This is a genomic window from Streptomyces sp. NPDC086777 (assembly GCF_040702065.1).
GTDB lineage: Bacteria > Actinomycetota > Actinomycetes > Streptomycetales > Streptomycetaceae > Streptomyces.
Map to the genome: position 1 here is coordinate 208635 of NZ_JBFBJI010000005.1, position 16882 is coordinate 225516.

The 16882-nt window shown below is 70.0% G+C and carries 16 protein-coding genes; 14 read left to right on the plus strand and 2 right to left on the minus strand.

The window, feature by feature from the left end; translation table 11 throughout:
* The first annotated feature begins 28 nt into the window (after positions 1 to 28).
* Positions 29 to 817, plus strand: a complete 789-nt coding sequence (locus AB0472_RS09890; RefSeq protein WP_366354973.1) for a TetR/AcrR family transcriptional regulator — start codon at positions 29 to 31, stop codon at positions 815 to 817.
* A 115-nt stretch (positions 818 to 932) separates the two neighbouring features.
* Here the strand turns inward: AB0472_RS09890 and AB0472_RS09895 are convergent, their stop codons facing one another.
* A complete protein-coding gene (locus tag AB0472_RS09895) occupies positions 933 to 1301 on the minus strand; it encodes a hypothetical protein (protein WP_366355191.1) in 369 nt (122 codons plus the stop codon).
* Between the two features lie 410 nt (positions 1302 to 1711).
* On the opposite strand from AB0472_RS09895, the gene AB0472_RS09900 reads away from it, so the two are divergent.
* The gene (locus AB0472_RS09900) at positions 1712 to 2134 is read left to right on the plus strand and encodes a transposase (protein ID WP_366354974.1); all 423 of its coding nucleotides are present in this window, start codon (positions 1712 to 1714) and stop codon (positions 2132 to 2134) included.
* Between the two features lie 133 nt (positions 2135 to 2267).
* On the opposite strand, the gene AB0472_RS09905 is transcribed toward AB0472_RS09900, so the two are convergent.
* Entirely contained in the window at positions 2268 to 3617 is a 1350-nt protein-coding gene (locus AB0472_RS09905; RefSeq protein ID WP_366354975.1) for a GAF domain-containing SpoIIE family protein phosphatase, read from the minus strand.
* Between the two features lie 242 nt (positions 3618 to 3859).
* Between AB0472_RS09905 and AB0472_RS09910 the strand changes: the two genes are divergently transcribed.
* From AB0472_RS09910 to AB0472_RS09965, 12 genes are all read left to right on the plus strand, one after another.
* Positions 3860 to 4306, plus strand: a complete 447-nt coding sequence (locus AB0472_RS09910; protein WP_366354977.1) for a hypothetical protein — start codon at positions 3860 to 3862, stop codon at positions 4304 to 4306.
* 317 nt (positions 4307 to 4623) lie between these two features.
* Positions 4624 to 4992 carry a YrdB family protein gene (locus AB0472_RS09915; protein WP_366354979.1) on the plus strand — a complete coding sequence of 123 codons (369 nt, stop codon included), beginning with the start codon at positions 4624 to 4626 and terminating at the stop codon, positions 4990 to 4992.
* A 542-nt stretch (positions 4993 to 5534) separates the two neighbouring features.
* On the plus strand, positions 5535 to 5729 hold the full coding sequence (locus AB0472_RS09920; RefSeq protein ID WP_366354981.1) for an EF-hand domain-containing protein: 195 nt from the start codon (positions 5535 to 5537) through the stop codon (positions 5727 to 5729).
* Between the two features lie 23 nt (positions 5730 to 5752).
* Positions 5753 to 6058: an EF-hand domain-containing protein gene (locus AB0472_RS09925; protein WP_366354983.1), complete on the plus strand. Its 306-nt coding sequence runs from the start codon at positions 5753 to 5755 to the stop codon at positions 6056 to 6058.
* A 1265-nt stretch (positions 6059 to 7323) separates the two neighbouring features.
* Positions 7324 to 8316, plus strand: coding sequence for a LacI family DNA-binding transcriptional regulator (locus AB0472_RS09930; RefSeq protein WP_366354985.1), 993 nt, complete (start codon positions 7324 to 7326; stop codon positions 8314 to 8316).
* A 113-nt stretch (positions 8317 to 8429) separates the two neighbouring features.
* Positions 8430 to 9701 carry an extracellular solute-binding protein gene (locus tag AB0472_RS09935; protein WP_366354987.1) on the plus strand — a complete coding sequence of 424 codons (1272 nt, stop codon included), beginning with the start codon at positions 8430 to 8432 and terminating at the stop codon, positions 9699 to 9701.
* A gap of 9 nt (positions 9702 to 9710) precedes the next feature.
* A complete protein-coding gene (locus tag AB0472_RS09940; RefSeq protein ID WP_366354989.1) occupies positions 9711 to 10670 on the plus strand; it encodes a sugar ABC transporter permease in 960 nt (319 codons plus the stop codon).
* A gap of 1 nt (position 10671) precedes the next feature.
* The gene (locus AB0472_RS09945; RefSeq protein ID WP_366354991.1) at positions 10672 to 11565 is read left to right on the plus strand and encodes a carbohydrate ABC transporter permease; all 894 of its coding nucleotides are present in this window, start codon (positions 10672 to 10674) and stop codon (positions 11563 to 11565) included.
* Positions 11566 to 11571: 6 nt separating this feature from the next.
* On the plus strand, positions 11572 to 12645 hold the full coding sequence (locus tag AB0472_RS09950; RefSeq protein WP_366354992.1) for a glycosidase: 1074 nt from the start codon (positions 11572 to 11574) through the stop codon (positions 12643 to 12645).
* Positions 12642 to 13859, plus strand: coding sequence for a Gfo/Idh/MocA family oxidoreductase (locus AB0472_RS09955; RefSeq protein WP_366354994.1), 1218 nt, complete (start codon positions 12642 to 12644; stop codon positions 13857 to 13859). The genes AB0472_RS09950 and AB0472_RS09955 overlap by 4 nt, the downstream gene beginning before the upstream one ends.
* Positions 13856 to 15496, plus strand: a complete 1641-nt coding sequence (locus AB0472_RS09960) for a glycoside hydrolase family 13 protein (protein WP_366354996.1) — start codon at positions 13856 to 13858, stop codon at positions 15494 to 15496. The genes AB0472_RS09955 and AB0472_RS09960 overlap by 4 nt, the downstream gene beginning before the upstream one ends.
* Complete coding sequence (locus tag AB0472_RS09965) at positions 15493 to 16869, plus strand: phosphomannomutase/phosphoglucomutase (RefSeq protein WP_366354998.1); 1377 nt, start codon at positions 15493 to 15495, stop codon at positions 16867 to 16869. The genes AB0472_RS09960 and AB0472_RS09965 overlap by 4 nt, the downstream gene beginning before the upstream one ends.
* Positions 16870 to 16882 lie beyond the last annotated feature (13 nt).

The window sequence follows — 16882 nt, forward strand, 5'->3', positions numbered from 1 at the left end:
CGGGGTCGATGTGGAATGCTCCACCCGGTTGAGTCCGACGGACAAGGAATTACGTGACATGACCGCAGCCCCCCACGATGTCGGCCGGGCTGATGCCCGCCGCAATCGCACGAAGGTTCTCGCCGCCGCTTCCATGGCGTTCGACGAGCACGGCCTGGACATCTCGCTCGGCGCGATCGCACGGCAGGCAGGGGTCGGCGCCGGCACCGTGTACCGGCACTTCCCGAGCAAGGAGATCCTGCTGGAGGCCGTACTCGTCCAGCAGATCGATGACCTGGTGGACGCCGCTCGACGGTGGACAGCCCGTACTGACCCTGTCGCGGCGTTCTTCGGCTTCCTCCTGGAGGTCGTCGACACGTCCCACGGGCGCAAGCACGCGTGCGACGCCTTGATCACGGAAACGAGCTGGCCGCGCCCGAGCCTGGCCGCGTCGGCGCGACGGTTCCGCCAGGCACTCGACGAACTGCTCCGCGCAGCCCAGCAGGCCGGCGGGGTTCGCATTGACGTCGGCGCGGACGACGTCGCCGCGCTCACCGTCGGGTGCGCAACCATACGGGGTGCCCACCGCGACCGGAACGGCGGCGCCCGCATGGTGCGGCTGACGTTGGAGAGCTTACGGAGTCCCGGATACGTCACGGAAGGGCGGGTGTTTCGTGACGCGCCCGGCACGCTCCACGCGGCACCACGGTGCGAGCAGTGCGGGGCCCGGCTCGACGCACGGCCCACTGGCCGCCCGGCCCGCTACTGCGGAGCGACCTGCCGACAGCGAGCACGCCGCCGTCGTCTCGGACCGGCAGGATTTCCTGGCGGAGGATGATTCGCTGGAGCCGGAAGGCACCACGCACTGCAATGGCCGGTGCCCACGCGACGTTGCTGTTTGCTGCCAAAATGTTGCATTCCAGGCATGAGAATCACGATCTACGGCTGGAGTATCAGGCGTCGAGGTAGTGGTAGTCCCCGTCCGGGAGGCCGATCACCAGGTCGCCGTTGTGGACCCTCCACTCGCTCATGCCGTCGACGTCGTGGCTGACCAGGAACAGCCCACGGGGCCTCTCGTCGTATTCGTCATCCTGATACGAGGCCGGGATCCGGGCGATCTGACGCAACCTCTCCTCGAACCAGTCGAGGGACACCGCGCGGATGTTGCCCCCGTAGAAGGCCCACCTGACGTAGTTGTACTGCCGAGCGGGGAAGGCCCAGCCCCCGCTGTAGGTGCGCTCCGGATCGTCTGCTTCCACGATCTCCTTGATCTGGGCCAGCTGCCGGTCGTCGCACTCCAGCCAGCCCCTGACCGAGACCATGATTCCCACGGCGGTTGCTCCTCATGTCGTGTGGCGCGCTGCCCTCGCGCACGGTTCCTCTGCGCTTGCAGGCTAGGGACGACCTGCTCGGTCACGCAAAGGAATTGAGAGGTGGATCAGCCGCCTCGGGCGGGAGCGCGCCCTCCTCATCCGGTCGGCCCTCGCGAGCATGGACGCGGCCCGCCGGCAGGCGATGTTCGACCAGGCCACGGCCCGCGTCGCGGGCCGGCTTCGCCCGGCGGAACGGCGGGCAGCGGCAGGGGCGTTCATCCTCGGACTCCTGTCCAGCGTCGAACGCAGGAACTGCCGGCAGCCGGCCGAAGAGGCTCGCCATGCCGGCCCTGGATCGATGCAGAGGCTGCTGCGAAGCGCACGACGGGGCGCCGACGGGGCGCGCGTCGAGGTCCGGGGTGTTCCTCGCCTACGCGTCCTTTCGAGGCCAGGCCCTGATAGACCGTCGGCTCTGCCTCCCCGAACACACCGGGTCCCAGGATCTCGATCGCCGCTCGGGCTCCGGGATTCCCGAGAAGATCGAGTTCGCCACCAGACCCCGCCCGGCCTGGCAGGAGATCGAAGCGGTCCTGGACGCCGGGTGCCCCTCCAGCTGGGTGGCCGGTGACGAGGTCTCCAGCCAGGACCCACCGCTTCGGTCCGCCCGGGAGGCACGCGGAATCGGCTACGTCCTGGCAGTCGCCCGCACCAGCAAGGTGCGGATCAACAAGAATCGCGCGGTGGTCCAGCCCGCCACCGTGTCCGCCTCGCTGCCCCGGGACACCGGGCACCGGCAGAGCGCCGGCGCCGGAGCGAAGCCCGCCGGGCGATCGTCCTCATGAGCGACAAGTGAGGCTCGGAGACGCCGTCCCCCGCACGACCGCGCCGGGCGTGACGTGGGCAGGCGGCTGGGCGCTCGCAGGCGTGCCGGGGCAGGCGGTCGTGGCACGCGTGGACCCACGCTGCCGGCGGGCCCTATCCGTGCGGCGGGGTTCTGATGGCGAGGAGGGCCATGTCGTCGTGGCCGTCACTGGGGTGCTGATCGGCCAGCGTCTCGACGAGTTCCTGAAGCGGCAGGTGCTCCAGGCGGCCGGCGCGTTCGGCCAGCCGGGCCATGGTCTGTTCGATGGAGCGCCCGGGGTGTTCGGTGACGCCGTCGGTGTAGAAGATCACTGTCGCGCCGGGAGGCAGCGAGCGCGTGTGCTCGTGGCGCCGTATCGCACTGTCCACGCCGAGGGGAAGGTCGGGCTGGGCGAAGAGGAAACGGGGGCTTGCGCCGGCGGTGAGCAGGAGCAGCGGGGGGTGGCCGGCGGTGCTCCACCCCATCCGGAACAGGCCTGCGTCCACACCGTCTGGGCTTCGTTCGGGTTCGAAGCGGGCGAGGCAGATGGTGGTGACGGGGTTGGCGGTGAGGTCCTCGACCGTGTGGTCCAGGGCAGTGAGGATCTCCGCGGTGGACTCGGCGGGGGCGTAGTGGAGGAGGGCGAGGAGCATGTTGCGGGTCTGTGCCATCGCGGCGGCGGCCTGCAGGTCGTGGCCCACCACGTCGCCGATGACCGCGGCGACGGTGCCGTCGGGCAGCCGAACGGCGTCGTACCAGTCGCCGCCGATGTGCCGGGGGCTGGCGGCAGGACGGTAGGCCGCAGCGCTCGCCAGGGGGTGCAGGTCGGGCAGGCGGGGCAGCAGCATGCGCTGGAAGTGCTCGGCGTCCGTCCGGGTCTGTCGCATCAGCGCGGCGTCGTCGATGGCGAGGCCCGCGGCCTCGGCGAACGAGGCGATCATCGCTTCGTCATGGGCGTCGAACGGCCGTCCGTCCTCACGGTCGCAGAGGTACAGGTTTCCGTAGACCCGTCCCCGGATACTGACCGCGGCCCCGACCATGCAGTGCATCGGCGGATGACCGGTCGGGAAGCCGACCGATGCGGGATGCGCGGCGATGTCCGTGACCCTGACCGGCTCCGGATGGGCGATCAGATATCCGAGCAGCCCGCGCCCGGACGGCAGCCCCGTGCCCGACAGCGCCTGCACCTGCGCGTCGGACAGGCCGACGGGAATGAACTCGCGGAGCTGCTCGCCCGAGTCGTCCAGCACTCCCAGCGCGCCGTAGCGGGCACCGACCAGGTCCATGGCGGTGCGGACGATCAGTTCCAGGACCTCGGACAGGTCCTGGTCCCGGCTGATGACCGCCTCGTACAGTTCGTGCAGCCGGTTCTGACCGCGCGCCAAGACGACGAGCTGCTCGGCGATCTGCGCCAGCTCCGTCCCCAGCCGCAGTCTTGTGCGAGGTGCACGGTCCGAGCCGCCCGTCACTGAAAACCCACCCATGCTCTGTGAGAGAACACTTACGCCAGGGAAAGAGTCGCAGCCGCCTGCTCGCACCCGGGGCATATCCGCCTTTCGGCGGCGCGTCTCCCTCGCTGATGAGATTCGTTGAGGTGACTCGTCGATGTGACTCGTCGACGATGGCTCTGACCGCGGGTGCGACAAGGATCTTGTTGTGGCGAGCCGTCCACCTCGTCCCACGGGACCCCGCGACACGTCCCAGGCCAACGCGTACAGTGCGCGGCGTGTACTTTCCGGGCTGGCGGAGCTTCTGGTGGCGTTACATCGCCGGGCCAGGCGCAGTAGTGGTCTTCGTGGCCCTGATTGCCCTGATGATTCCGGCCCTGTCCGCGCACGACGGTCACGGGCAACGTGGTCGCTGGACAGCGACGAACATTCCGTGCAGCCGCAGCGGATGCGGCGAAGTCGGCACCTTCTTGTCTGCCGACGGCAGCGACAGGCGTACGCGGATCAGCATGTTCGGAAGCCCGGACCTTGCGATCGGTCAAGCCGTTCCCGCCGTCGACACGGGTGGTGACGAGGTATACCCGCCGGGCGGGGGCGATGCCTGGTGGCACGATCTCATCGGGGTGATCGCTGCTGGGCTGGCCAGCATCGCCTGGCTGTGGGCGTTTCCCGTCCGAGTCCTGCGGCAACGTTGCCGGAACCAACCGGATGCCGTGGGCTCCTGACGCAGCCAAACATCTCGGCAACCCGTGGAAGGCCTGGCTGTCGGGCGCGTGTGCAGCTCGGTCGGGCGTCGCTGCGAGTGAGTCCGCGGGTCATCGGCGGGCTGCGGCGACCGCCACCGCCGTGACCTGGGTGGACGATCGCGTCATCACCCCCGGCGATCACGCAGCGAGACACCGGGACGGAATACCGCGCCGCCTCCTGTAAAGGGGAGCCTGGTGCGGCTCTTCGATGTCTTACGCTCAGGTCCAGCGGGGCTGCGAGCAGCGGCGGGCTCCGTTCTCTGTCGGCCCGCTGTTACGTCGAAAGGCGACGCCTGATGACGCTTTCTCCTCGCCTGCACGTGGTCAACGAGGGGCTGGCGTTCCTTCTGGAGATCGCAGCCCTGGCCGTCTTGGCCTGGTGGGGGTGGCAGAGCGTGGAGAGCAAGGCACTCGGTTTCCTTGTTGCCGTCGCCGCTCCGGCCGCCGCAGCCGTCCTGTGGGGCATGTTCGCCGCCCCGAAGGCTCGAATACCCTTGCCGCTGCCTGCAGTTCTCGCCGTCAAGGCACTCGTTTTCGGCGCGGCATCGGCCGCGTTGTATGCCATGGACCACGCCGCTTGGGCCACCACTTTCGCGGTCCTGGCCGTGGCCAACACAGCCCTTGCGACCCTGGACCGCCAAGCCGCAATGCACCGGGGCGCCTGACCTGTTGCGGCCTTGCCCCGTCAACGGCCAGGGGCCACCCTGCTTTACCGGCAGGTTGGCAGCCCGGCAGGGTGTCGCGTGGGCAGTGCGCTCCCCCGCCGATGCGGCGCCGTCCGGCGTACGGTGTCCCGCAGGTCTGGCCGCGATGGAACATGGCCGGAGCGCTCCGCTTTGTTCGCACGCGTCTTCGCTACGAGGAGCCCAGCCGGCGTCCGCGGTCCGACCCGGAGGACGGCAGCGGACCGCCCTGCCCCGATCGGCAGCGGACCGCCCTGCCCCGGAAGACCCGAATGACGACCCTCCCGGCCGGAGCGGATTTTTTGGGCCACTGAGGCGGCGGTCTGCGGTGCCCCCGCAGGGGGCGCGGATGTCGCGCGCGGGCGGGCCGGCACAGTCCTGGCCGACGGCACAGGAACAACGCGCGGGCCGCACACCTTCGGGTGATCACCGCTGGCGTCGCGGCAGCGGTCCGTTCCTCGCCGCCCAGCTCTCCTGATGATCATCAAATCAGCGGCAGCTTCTCACGGAAGGACGACACCACCATGGGCGCGTACCGGACGAGGGCTCTCCACCTCTTCGACCTCATCGACACCAGCAGGAACGGTTACATCGACTACGAAGATCTGCCGCGCGCCGCCGACGATCCGGGGAGTGCGCAGGCCCAGAGGGCCCGCATCCTCAAGATGTTCATCACGGGAGTCGCCAAGGCCGCCGACTCCAACGTGGACACCGGGTGACCAGGATGGAAATGATCTCGTGCGTGGAGAGGACGATGGCCGGGAAGTCGGCCTCCGACCTCCCCGGCTACGTCCGCGAGGTCACGGCCGGAGTCTTCGCGCTGATGGACGCCGACGGAAACGGCAGGATCGGCAAGAGCGAGTTCGAGAAGTACCTCAAAGCCCAGAACGTCACCGACCCGAGTGCGGTGGCCGAGTTCGCGCGCCTCCACCGTGACGGCGACGGGTCCCTCACCCTCGACGATCTCACCTACGCCACCCACCGCTTCTCCACCGCCCCGGAGAACGACGTGCCCGAGCACCGGCTCCTCGCCGCCGTCTCCGCCTGACGCCCCCGGGCACCCACGCCCGCCCGAGGTCACGGCCGTTCGCATCACCCCGCACCTCGTCGGGGCAGACAGCAGCGCGCGTTGCCGGATGCAAACGCCGTCTGCCGGACGGGCTCGGGCCGCCGTTGCACCACCGTGGGTACTCACGCCCGCGGCCCCACGCGCCAGGCAACGGAATGGGCCCGTCATGACAGCGGCGGCACCAACAGGCAAGACCTACAGGGCCATTACCGGGCAGCCGGAAGGGACTTCCCAGGAGCGCCGGATGCCGAACTCCCGTCCAGTGCTGCCGATCGAGCAGTGCGGGATCGCCGCTGCCTCGTAGCCGCCACTGACGCCGAGCCAGGTGCTGCTCGGCGGAGGCGGCGCGATCGGTGTCGGCATCGTCCTGGTCCTGCATGCGCTGCGGTCACCGGCGAACCGACAGTCGTGGGCTGCCTCTCCGGGACCACGTACGTTCGGGCAGCGCGCCGGTCGAGGGGGTTTCGGGCCAGGAAGCCGGCAGTACGCTCGGAATCGCCTCCGGCATCGAGCACGTCATGCGCCGAGCCCATTGCCCTGGCCGGACGGCACAGTCGGCTCGACGCCTGATCCGTGGACCCGCCTGCTGCGGCACTCGGTCACGCCGACTGGGCACGGTCCGCGGCCGGAGCGCACGGTCAGCAGTCGTGGGCCAGGTGATCGATGCCGTTGAGCCGTGCGCCCGGGAGTCTCGGCGTGTGGGCCCGCAGTCACCTGGAGGTGGCGCGGCTCGGATTCGGATCGACCTCGACGCGCCCCTGCGGCGGCCCCGTCCGAACGGTCGGCGGACCGGTGGCCGGTCCGCGTGCCGCCGGTGCTCGTCCACGGCGGCACCCGCCTCCGGCGATGTCCTTCCCGAAGCCACTGAGCGATCGCGACCAGGCGCTTCGCCGCAGCTCGACGGTCTTCGCGAGGGACACGTCCACCCACCCGAGGGCGATCTTCACGTCAGCAAATATCCAGCGAGATCGAGGCGGCACGTGTCGAATCCCACGAGAGTGGACCCTCGCGCTCGGCACCCATCGGACATTACGGTCCATATGTAAAACATTCAACGAGTTTCTCTCCACCCCTTGACTTGTCGCGTTCTTTGCGCGGAGGCTACGGACTTGTCATTCAAACCGGTTTAAACGCCGAGGCGGCCCCCGCGCCGCCGAGCCGGCACGGCACCCTCCCGGGGTGCCGTGAGCGTCTGCCGTCGAACGAAAGCGGTGCGTATGTCCCGTCGTCCCACCATCGGTGACGTGGCCAGACTGGCCGGAGTCTCCCGCGCGACGGTCTCCTTCGTGCTCAACAACCGACCGGGCGTGGCGGCGGACACCCAGCGCCGGGTACGGTCCGCGGCCGAGGAACTCGGATGGACCCCGAGCTCCAGCGCCCGCGCGCTGTCCACGGGCCGCGTCCGAGCCGTCGGACTGGTCCTGGCGCGCGAACCCGAGCTCATCGGCACCGACCCGTTCTTCCCCGCGTTCATGGCGGGGATCGAGACAGTGATCTCGGAGACCGGTGACGGTCTGATGCTGCAGATGAGCCGGCCCGAGAACGAGGTGGACACCTACCGCAGGCTCGCGGCCGACCGACGGGTGGACGGCGTGTTCCTCACCGACCTGCGCACCGGCGACCCCCGTCCGGCCCTGGTCGCCGAGCTCGGGCTGCCGGCCGTGGCCGTGGGGACGCCGGACACGGGGACCGGCCTGCCCTCGGTCGGTCTGGACGACCGTCCGGCCGTACGGGAGGCCGTGCGCCATCTCATCGCGCTGGGACATCGCGACATCGCCTACGTCGCCGGTCCCGACGAGTTCGTCCACGCCCGGCGCCGCAGTCAGGCCTGGAGCGACGCCCTCGCTGACGCGGGCCTGCCTGCAGGAACGTTACTGCAGGGCGGCTTCACGGCCGAGGGCGGAGCACGCGCCACCCGCGAACTGCTGCGGCAGCCGTCTCCCCCGACGGCGATCGTCTACGGCAACGACCTCTCGGCCACGGCCGGGATGGCGGTCGCCCAGGACGCCGGACTGCGGCTGCCCGAGGACCTGTCCGTCGTCGGCTTCGACGATGTACCCCTCGCTTCCTACACCAACCCGTCGCTGACCACGTGCCGGTCCAATCCGGTCTCCTGGGGCAGGGCGTCCGCCCAGGCCCTGGTGGAACTGATCGAGACCGGCAGCACAGCCGACCGGGAACTCGAGCCGGCCACTCTCGTGGTACGCGGCTCCACCGGCCCGGCGCCGGTGCGCTGAGCAAGTCGACCCGCGGCACGCCTGTTGCGCCCGAGCCCCCGGGACGGGGCGGGAGACCCACAGCAGCCGGGCCGTACCGCAAGACATTCATCCAGCAAGAAACGGAACCTCCAATGAAGAAGGCCCTCCTCGTCATGCTGCCCGTGGCCGCGCTGACGCTCTCCGCGTGCGGCAGCAGCGGCTCCGACTCGAGCGCCTCCGATGACGCGCACGGACCGATCACCGTCTGGTACTCCAACAACGCGCAGGAAGTCGCGTGGGGCAAGAAGATGGTGGCGTCCTGGAACGCGACGCACCCCAAGGAGAAGGTGACCGCCCAGGAGATTCCGGCGGGCAAGAGCTCCGAAGAGGTCATCGGCGCGGCGATCACCGCCGGCAACGCTCCCTGCCTGGTCCTCAACACCGCCCCGGCTGCCGTGCCCGGATTCCAGAAGCAGGGCGGCCTCGTCCCGCTGGACGACTTCCCCGACGGCAAGAAGTACCTGCAGGACCGCGTCGGCGGCAAGCTGTCGCAGTACGCCTCGCCGGACGGCAAGTACTACCAGATGCCGTGGAAGAGCAACCCCGTGATGATCTTCTACAACAAGGACCTGTTCAAGAAGGCGGGACTCGACCCGGAGCACCCCAAGCTCTCCACCTACCAGGACTTCCTCGACACCTCCCGCAAGCTGGTCGCCACCAAGGCGGCCAAGGCCGCGATCTGGCCGGCTCCGTCGTCGGAGTTCTACCAGTCCTGGTTCGACTACTACCCCATGTTCACGGCCCAGACCGGCAAGCAGCTGGTCGAGAACGGCAAGGCCCAGTTCGCCTCGGCCGACGGCATCAAGGCCGCCGAGCTGTGGAAGACCATGTACTCCGAGCACCTGGCGCCGAACGAGACGTACAACGGCGACGCCTTCGCCGACGGCAAGGCCGCCATGGCCACCGTGGGCCCCTGGGCGGTCTCCGTCTACGGCGACAAGGTCAAGTGGGGTGCGGTGCCGGTGCCGACCTCGGACGGCGCCCCGGGCAAGGGCACCTTCAGCGACGAGAAGTCCATCGGCATGTTCACGGCCTGCAAGAACCGTGCGACGGCCTGGGACGTCATGAAGTTCGCCACCAGCAAGGACCAGGACGGTCAGCTGCTGGAGGCGACCGGCCAGATGCCCATGCGCGCCGGCCTGACCAGCGCCTACCCGGACTACTTCGCCTCGCACAAGGACTACACGGCCTTCGCCCAGCAGGCGGATCACACCATCGAGGCGCCCAACGTCCCCAACTCCGTCGAGGTCTGGCAGACCTTCCGTGACGCGTACAGCAAGTCCGTGATCTTCGGCAAGGGCGACGTCGCCGCGACCCTCAAGGCCGCCGCGGCCAAGGTGGACGAACTGGCACAGGACAAGTGAGCACGCCCCATGTCCACCACCACCTCTGACGCCCGCCGGCGCCGCCGCGCCGGCGGGGGGACGGCGAAGCCGCCGACGCCACGCTCGCCGTGGCGGCTGCGGCTGGGCGGCCACCAGCCCATCGGCATGCTCTTCGTCTCCCCGTACCTGATCTACCTCGCGGCGATCTTCGTGTACCCGCTCGGCTTCGCCGTGTGGATGTCCTTCCACGACTACTACTTCGCCGCTCCCGGCGTGCAGGTCGACCGGCCCTTCGTGGGCCTGGACAACTACACGGCGGTGCTCACCGACCCGGACGTCTGGCGCTCCTTCCTCAACATCGCCGTCTTCCTGGTCATCAACGTGCCGCTGACCGTGGTCGGTTCACTGGTCCTGGCCAACGCGCTCAACAAGAAACTTCCCCTGCGGTCCTTCTTCCGCACGGCCTACTACATCCCCTACATCACGGCCAGCGTCGCGGTCGTCGGTGTGTGGCTGTTCCTGTTCAACAGCGACGGCCTGGTCAACCAGGCGCTGGGCCCGCTGGCCCCGAGCCCGTCCTGGCTGGTCAACTCACACCTGGCGATGCCGGTCGTGGCGATCTTCGTGGCGTGGAAGCAACTGGGCTTCTTCGTGGTGCTGTACCTGTCGGCGCTGCAGAACGTGCCGAACGAGCTCTACGAGGCGGCGGAAATCGACGGCGCCGGGCGGCTGCGCATCTTCCGCTCGGTCACGGTGCCCGCGGTGCGGCCCGCCACCCTGCTGGTCCTGATCCTCGCGACGATCACCGGCGCCAACCTCTTCACCGAGCCCTATCTGCTCACCAGCGGCGGCGGACCCGACGGCGCGACGACCTCGCCCGTGCTGCTGATGTACCAGCGAGGTCTTCAGCAGGGGCATCCGGACGAGGCAGCGGCCATCGGCGTGATCCTCGTCGTGCTGATCACCGCCATCTCACTCGTCTACCGACGCCTCGTGGAAAGGGACTGAGATGACCACCGACGTCGCAGCCCGCCCCTCCGACGAGCGCCCCGGGAACGAGCGGCCCTCACGCACCCACGCCCGGGCGATCGGCTCGCGGATCGCCCTGCTCATCGGCGCGTTCGCCTTCCTCTTCCCCTTCTACTACATGATCATCGGATCGCTGCAGAAGGAGCCGGACTCCAGTCCCACCGGGGCGTTCCCCAGTCCGTCCAACCTGACCCTGCACAACTACGCGGCGATCGACTCGGCGATCTCCCTGGGCCGTTCGCTGGTCAACTCCGGCATCTTCACCGGCGGTGTGATCATCTGCACCACCGTGTTCGGCCTGCTCGCCGGGTACGCCCTGGCCCGGTTGCAGTTCCGCGGCCGCGGGTCGACTTTCGCGCTGGTGCTGCTGGTCCAGGTCGTACCGTTCCAGCTGCTGCTGATCCCGCTGTACGTGCTGATCGTCCGCGACTACGGACTGGCCGACTCCTACATCGGCATGATCCTGCCTTTCGCGATCAACACGAGCGCCGTGTTCATCTTCCGCCAGTTCTTCCTCCAGTTGCCGGCCGCCATGTTCGAGGCCGCCCGCATCGACGGCGCGAACGAACTGCAGATCCTGTTCCGCATCGCGGTTCCGCTGTGCAAGCCGGCCCTCTTCTCGGTCGTACTGCTCAGCTTCACCGGCCCCTGGAACGAGTTCCTCTGGCCGTTCCTCGTCACCAAGCGGCAGGACATGCAGCCGCTGGCCGTCTCCCTGGCCAACTACATCAGCACGGTCGCGTCCGCCGCCGCCAACCCCTTCGGCACCATCCTCGCCGGAGCCTGCGTCCTGGCCGCGCCCGCGGTGGCTCTCTATCTCGTCTTCCAGCGCCGGTTCAACTCCACCGACATCGACTCAGCAACGAAGGGCTGACCTTCCGTGTCCCACAGCACCACCACCCCTGTCCCCTACACCCTGACCCGGGTCGGCGTCGTGATGTCCCCCCTGCCCGGCGAGGCCAACGAGGTCGAGGGCGTGCTCAACCCGGCCTCCGGCCGCACCCCCGACGGCACGCTGCACCTGCTGCCACGGCTGGTCGCCGACGGCAACGTCTCCCGTGTCGGCCTCGCCGAGGTCGTCCTGGACGACGGCGTACCCACCGGCGTCGAGCGGCGCGGTGTGGTCCTCGCGCCCGACGCCGGCTGGGAGCGCGGCAAGAACAACGCCGGCGTCGAGGACCCCCGCACCACCTGGATCGAGGACCTCGGCCGCTACGTCATGTCCTACGTGGCCTACGGTCCGCTCGGCCCCAAGCCCGCCCTCGCCGTCTCCGAGGACCTGGTCCACTGGGAGCGTCTGGGCCCGATCCAGTTCGCCTACCAGCCCGACCTCGACACCGACCTCAACCTCTTCCCCAACAAGGACGTCGTGCACTTCCCCGAGCCCGTGCCGGGCCCGGACGGCGCGATGTACTACGCCATGCTGCACCGGCCGATGTGGGACCTCGGGTGGTTCCGGCCCGGTGAGGGCGTCCACCTGCCGGCCGGGGTGACCGACGAGCGCCCGGGAATCTGGATCTCCTACGTCCCGGTGGACGAGGTCAAGCAGGACCTCGGCGCCCTGACCCGGCCGCGCCACCACCGCCTGGTGGCGCTGTCCGAGTACGCCTGGGAAGAGCTCAAGATCGGCGCCGGCCCGGCTCCGATCCGGGTCGACGAGGGCTGGCTGCTCATCCACCACGGTGTCTCGGGCACCATCGAGGACCCCTTCGCGCAGGTCCAGACGGTCAACTACGCGGCCGGCGCGATGATTCTCGACCCCGCGGACCCCTCCCGCGTCATCGCCCGCACCGCGGAACCGCTCATGGCCCCGGAGACCGAGGAGGAGCGCTCGGGCACCGTACCCAACGTGGTCTTCCCCACCGCCGTGGAGGAGATCGACGGCGTGCGCTACGTCTTCTACGGCATGGCCGACGCGCACATCGGCGTCGCCCGCCTGGACCGGTCCGCGTGACCTCCGGCCGTACCGGGCGCCGCGTCGCCCTGGTCGGCTGCGGGGCCTTCGGCACGTTCGTACTGGACGCGATACACGACATTCCCGCGCTGCGGGTCGTCGCGTGCGCCGACGCCGACCGGGGGCGGGCCCAGGTGCTCGCCGACCGGTACGGCGCGGCCGTCCACGCGAGCGTGGCGGAGGTCGCCGCGGCGACGGACGTCGACGTGGTCGTGCTGGCCACCCCGCCGGCCGCGCACGCGGACGCCGCGGTCACCGCACTACGGGCGGGCAAGCACGTCTTTTGCGAGAAGCCGATGGCCCTCGGCGTGGCGGACGCGGCGCGGGTGGAGGCGGAGACCCGCGGCTCGCGCGGGGTGTTCGTGATCGACCACGTCCTGCGCTACAACCCTCTCCTGCGGCTGCTGAAGCGGCTCGAGGAGGAGCGTCTGCTGGACCCGCTGCGGCGGTTCGCCTTCGAGAACGACGCCTCCGACGAGGACCTCGGGCCCGGGCACTGGTTCTGGGACCCGGCGTACAGCGGAGGCATCCAGATCGAGCACGGCGTGCACTTCTTCGACGCGGCCAACGCCCTGATGGGCAGCGTCCCGTTCCAGGTGCAGGGCACCGAGGTGCGGCGCGCCGAGGGTCCCGTGGACATCGTGGTGGCCACCGCCGTCCACCCCGGCGGCGCCGTCGCCACCCACACCCACTCCTTCACCCACGCCCACCGCGCGGAGCGCCAGTTGATGCGGCTCGACTACGGCTTCGCGGAGGCCCGTGTCACCGGCTGGATCCCGACCCGGGCGACGATCACCGCGTGGACCGACGAGGCGGGTGCGGTCCGTTGGGAGGCGCTGCCCGCACGGGCCGCCGAACTGCTCGCCGTCGACGGTCTGCGGCCGCACGGGCAGGAGCGCGTGACGGTGTCCGTGACCCGCGACGCCGGGTCGGCCGAACCGGCCCGCGGCCGGGGTGTGTCACGCAGCGTGCCGCACCGGGTGGAGTGCGTCGTCGACCTCGGCGGGGAGGACCGCAAGCAGTACGTGTACACCGAGAGCGTGCGGGCGGCCATGGCGGACCTCCTGCACTGCGCGGAACACGGTGGCACCCCGCAGGCCGACGCCACGGCGGGCCTGACCGCCGTGGCCGTGGCAGACGCGGCCACCCGTTCCGCACGGAGCGGCCGCACCGTCACCCTCACCGCGCCCGTCCTCGACGGAGCCGCGCGATGACCGTGACGCCCGTACCCGTCGCGCCCTCCCCCTGGTGGAGGGAGGCGGTCTGTTACGAGATACACCCGAGGGCCTTCGCCGACGGCAACGCGGACGGCGTCGGCGACCTCCCCGGTGCCACCGCCCGGCTGGAGCATCTTGCGGGACTGGGCGTGGACGCGGTGTGGATCACCCCCTTCTACCCCTCGCCGTTGGCGGACGGCGGTTACGACATCGCCGATCACACCGGCGTGGCAGCCGACCTCGGAACCGCCGCCGATTTCGCCGCCCTGGTGACGAAGGCGCACACGCTCGGCATCAAGGTCCTCGTGGACGTGGTCCCCAACCACACCTCGCACCGGCACCCCTGGTTCCGCGCGGCGCTCGCCGCCGGTCCGCGGTCTGCGGCCAGGGAGCGCTACCTCTTCCGGGACGGCCGCGGGGAGAAGGGTGAACTGCCCCCCAACGACTGGCAGTCCGCCTTCGGCGGTCCCGCCTGGACCCGGATCGACGAGGCGGACGGCCTCCCCGGCCAGTGGTACCTGCACCTGCACGCCCCGGAGCAACCTGACCTGAACTGGCGCAACCCCGAGGTGCCCGCCGAGTTCGAGCGGATACTCCGGCATTGGCTGGATCAGGGCGTCGACGGGTTCCGCGTCGACGTCGCGCACACCCTGTTCAAGGCGGAGGGCCTGCCCGACGCGGGTCCCGGCCAGCACCAGGACGTGCACCGCAACCATCTGATGCCCTACTACGACCAGGAGGAGCTGCACCCGCAGTTCCGAAGGTGGCGGACCCTCCTGGACAACCACCCCGCCCCAGCGGGAGCGGTGCCGCCGCACGAGCGGGTGATGGTCGCCGAGGCCGGCGTCTTCGACCGCGAGCGCCTGGCACGCTACGTCGCGCCCGGCGAGATGCAGCAGATCTTCAACTTCGCCTTCCTGGAGAGCGCTTGGGACGGACCGGCGATGCGTGACGTGATCGACCGGTCCGTGCAGGCCATGTCCGCGGTGGGCGCTCCCGTGACCTGGGTGCTGTCCAGTCACGATGCGGTGCGGCCGGTCACCCGCTACGGAGGCGGCCCACTCGGCGAGCGGCGCGCTCGTGCGGCGGCGCTGCTGATGCTGGCCCTTCCCGGGGCTGCCTACGTGTACCAGGGCGAGGAGCTCGGCCTGCCGCAGGCCCACGTTCCGGACGACCGGATCCGGGACCCCTTGTGGGAACGCTCCGGGCACCTCGTCCGAGGGCGTGACGGCAGCCGGGTGCCCCTGCCCTGGACGGGCGGTGTCCCGCCGTACGGCTTCAGCGACGCCGACCCCGACAGCTGCTGGCTTCCGCAGCCGCCGGACTGGGCGGCTCTCACCGTGGCGGCTCAGCGGGACGACGCCTTCTCCATGCTCACGCTGTACCGCGCGGCGCTGCACCTGCGGCGCGCCCACCCGCCCATACGCACCGGACTGCACCTGCAGGGCCCCGCGAGCGGCGAATGGTTCGCCTTCGACCGGTCGGCCGGCCTGCGGTGCCTGGTCAACTTCGGTGCGCACCCCGTCAGGCTGGACGACCGTGCCCGGGTGCTGCTGTCCAGCGCACCGCTCGACGGCAGGGATGTCCCGCAGGACACCACCGTCTGGATCGTTCTTGAGGAGTACCCGCAGTGAGTGACCTGTCAGGCGCCGACCTGTCCGCAGTGGTGAAGGCCTACGACGTCCGAGGCGTCGTACCCGAACAACTCAACGAAGATCTTGCCCTGTTGTTCGGCGCGGCCTTCGTCGAGACGACGGGTGCCGAGGCCATCGTGACGGGCCACGACATGCGCTCCAGTTCGCCCGGCCTCGCCGCGGCCTTCGCGCGCGGTGCCGCCGGGCAGGGAGCCGACGTCACCGAGATAGGCCTGTGTTCCACGGACGAGCTGTACTTCGCCAGCGGCACCCTGGGGCTGGCCGGCGCGATGTTCACGGCCAGCCACAATCCGGCCCGCTACAACGGCATCAAGATGTGCCGTCCGGGCGCGGCTCCGATCGGGCAGGACACCGGACTGCGCGAGATCCGCGCCCTCGTGGAACGCTGGGCCGCGGGTGAGGGCCTGCCCGAACCGCGACGCCCCGAGGGTTCCGTCGTCCGGCGCGACATGCTGGAGGAGTACGCGTCCCACCTGCTCTCGCTCGTCGACCTCTCCGGTATCCGCCCGCTCAGAATCGTGGTGGACGCCGGCAACGGAATGAGCGGACTCACCGCGCCGGCCGTCCTCGGCAAGGTTCCGGTCGAGATCGTCCCCCTCTACTTCGAGCTCGACGGGACGTTTCCGCACCACGAGGCCAATCCGCTCAACCCGGCCAACATCGTCGACCTGCAGAACGCGGTGCGGGAGAACGCAGCCGACCTGGGGCTCGCCTTCGACGGTGACGCCGACCGCTGTTTCGTCGTCGACGAGCGCGGCGAGGCGGTGACGCCGTCGGCGGTGACCGCACTGATCGCCGTCCGGCTGCTCGCCGAGCATCCGGGGAGCACGGTGCTGCACAACCTGATCACGTCGAGAACGGTGCCCGAGGTGGTCCGCGAGCACGGCGGCACGCCCATTCGCACCCGGGTGGGTCACTCGTTCATCAAGGCGGAGATGAACCGGACGAACGCGGTGTTCGGCGGCGAACACTCCGCGCACTACTACTTCCGGGACTTCTACAACGCGGACACCGGCATGCTCGCCGCCCTCCATGTGATCGCGGCTCTCGGTTCACAGCCAGAGGCGCTGTCCGGCCTGATGCGCCGCTATCAGCGCATGCCGGCGTCCGGCGAGATCAACTCCACCGTCCGCGACACGCAGTCCACCCTCGCGGCAGTCCGCGAGCACTTCTCCGCGCGTCCCGGTGTCACCACCGACGACCTCGACGGCCTCACCGTCTCCGCCCCCACATGGTGGTTCAACCTCCGTCCCTCCAACACCGAACCGCTCCTGCGGCTCAACGTGGAAGCGACGGAGTCGTCGACCCTGAACCGCATACGGGACGAGGTCCTGACACTCGTCCGCGCATGACAGAGGGGCCGGT

Bases quoted from the DNA above. Each gene is read 5' to 3' on its own strand.
- AB0472_RS09895 (WP_366355191.1), bottom strand. From the start codon at position 1,301: ATGGTCTCGGTCAGGGGCTGGCTGGAGTGCGACGACCGGCAGCTGGCC.
- AB0472_RS09905 (WP_366354975.1), bottom strand. From the start codon at position 3,617: ATGGGTGGGTTTTCAGTGACGGGCGGCTCGGACCGTGCACCTCGCACA.
- AB0472_RS09915 (WP_366354979.1), top strand. From the start codon at position 4,624: ATGACGCTTTCTCCTCGCCTGCACGTGGTCAACGAGGGGCTGGCGTTC.
- AB0472_RS09920 (WP_366354981.1), top strand. From the start codon at position 5,535: ATGGGCGCGTACCGGACGAGGGCTCTCCACCTCTTCGACCTCATCGAC.
- AB0472_RS09935 (WP_366354987.1), top strand. From the start codon at position 8,430: ATGAAGAAGGCCCTCCTCGTCATGCTGCCCGTGGCCGCGCTGACGCTC.
- AB0472_RS09940 (WP_366354989.1), top strand. From the start codon at position 9,711: ATGTCCACCACCACCTCTGACGCCCGCCGGCGCCGCCGCGCCGGCGGG.
- AB0472_RS09945 (WP_366354991.1), top strand. From the start codon at position 10,672: ATGACCACCGACGTCGCAGCCCGCCCCTCCGACGAGCGCCCCGGGAAC.
- AB0472_RS09960 (WP_366354996.1), top strand. From the start codon at position 13,856: ATGACCGTGACGCCCGTACCCGTCGCGCCCTCCCCCTGGTGGAGGGAG.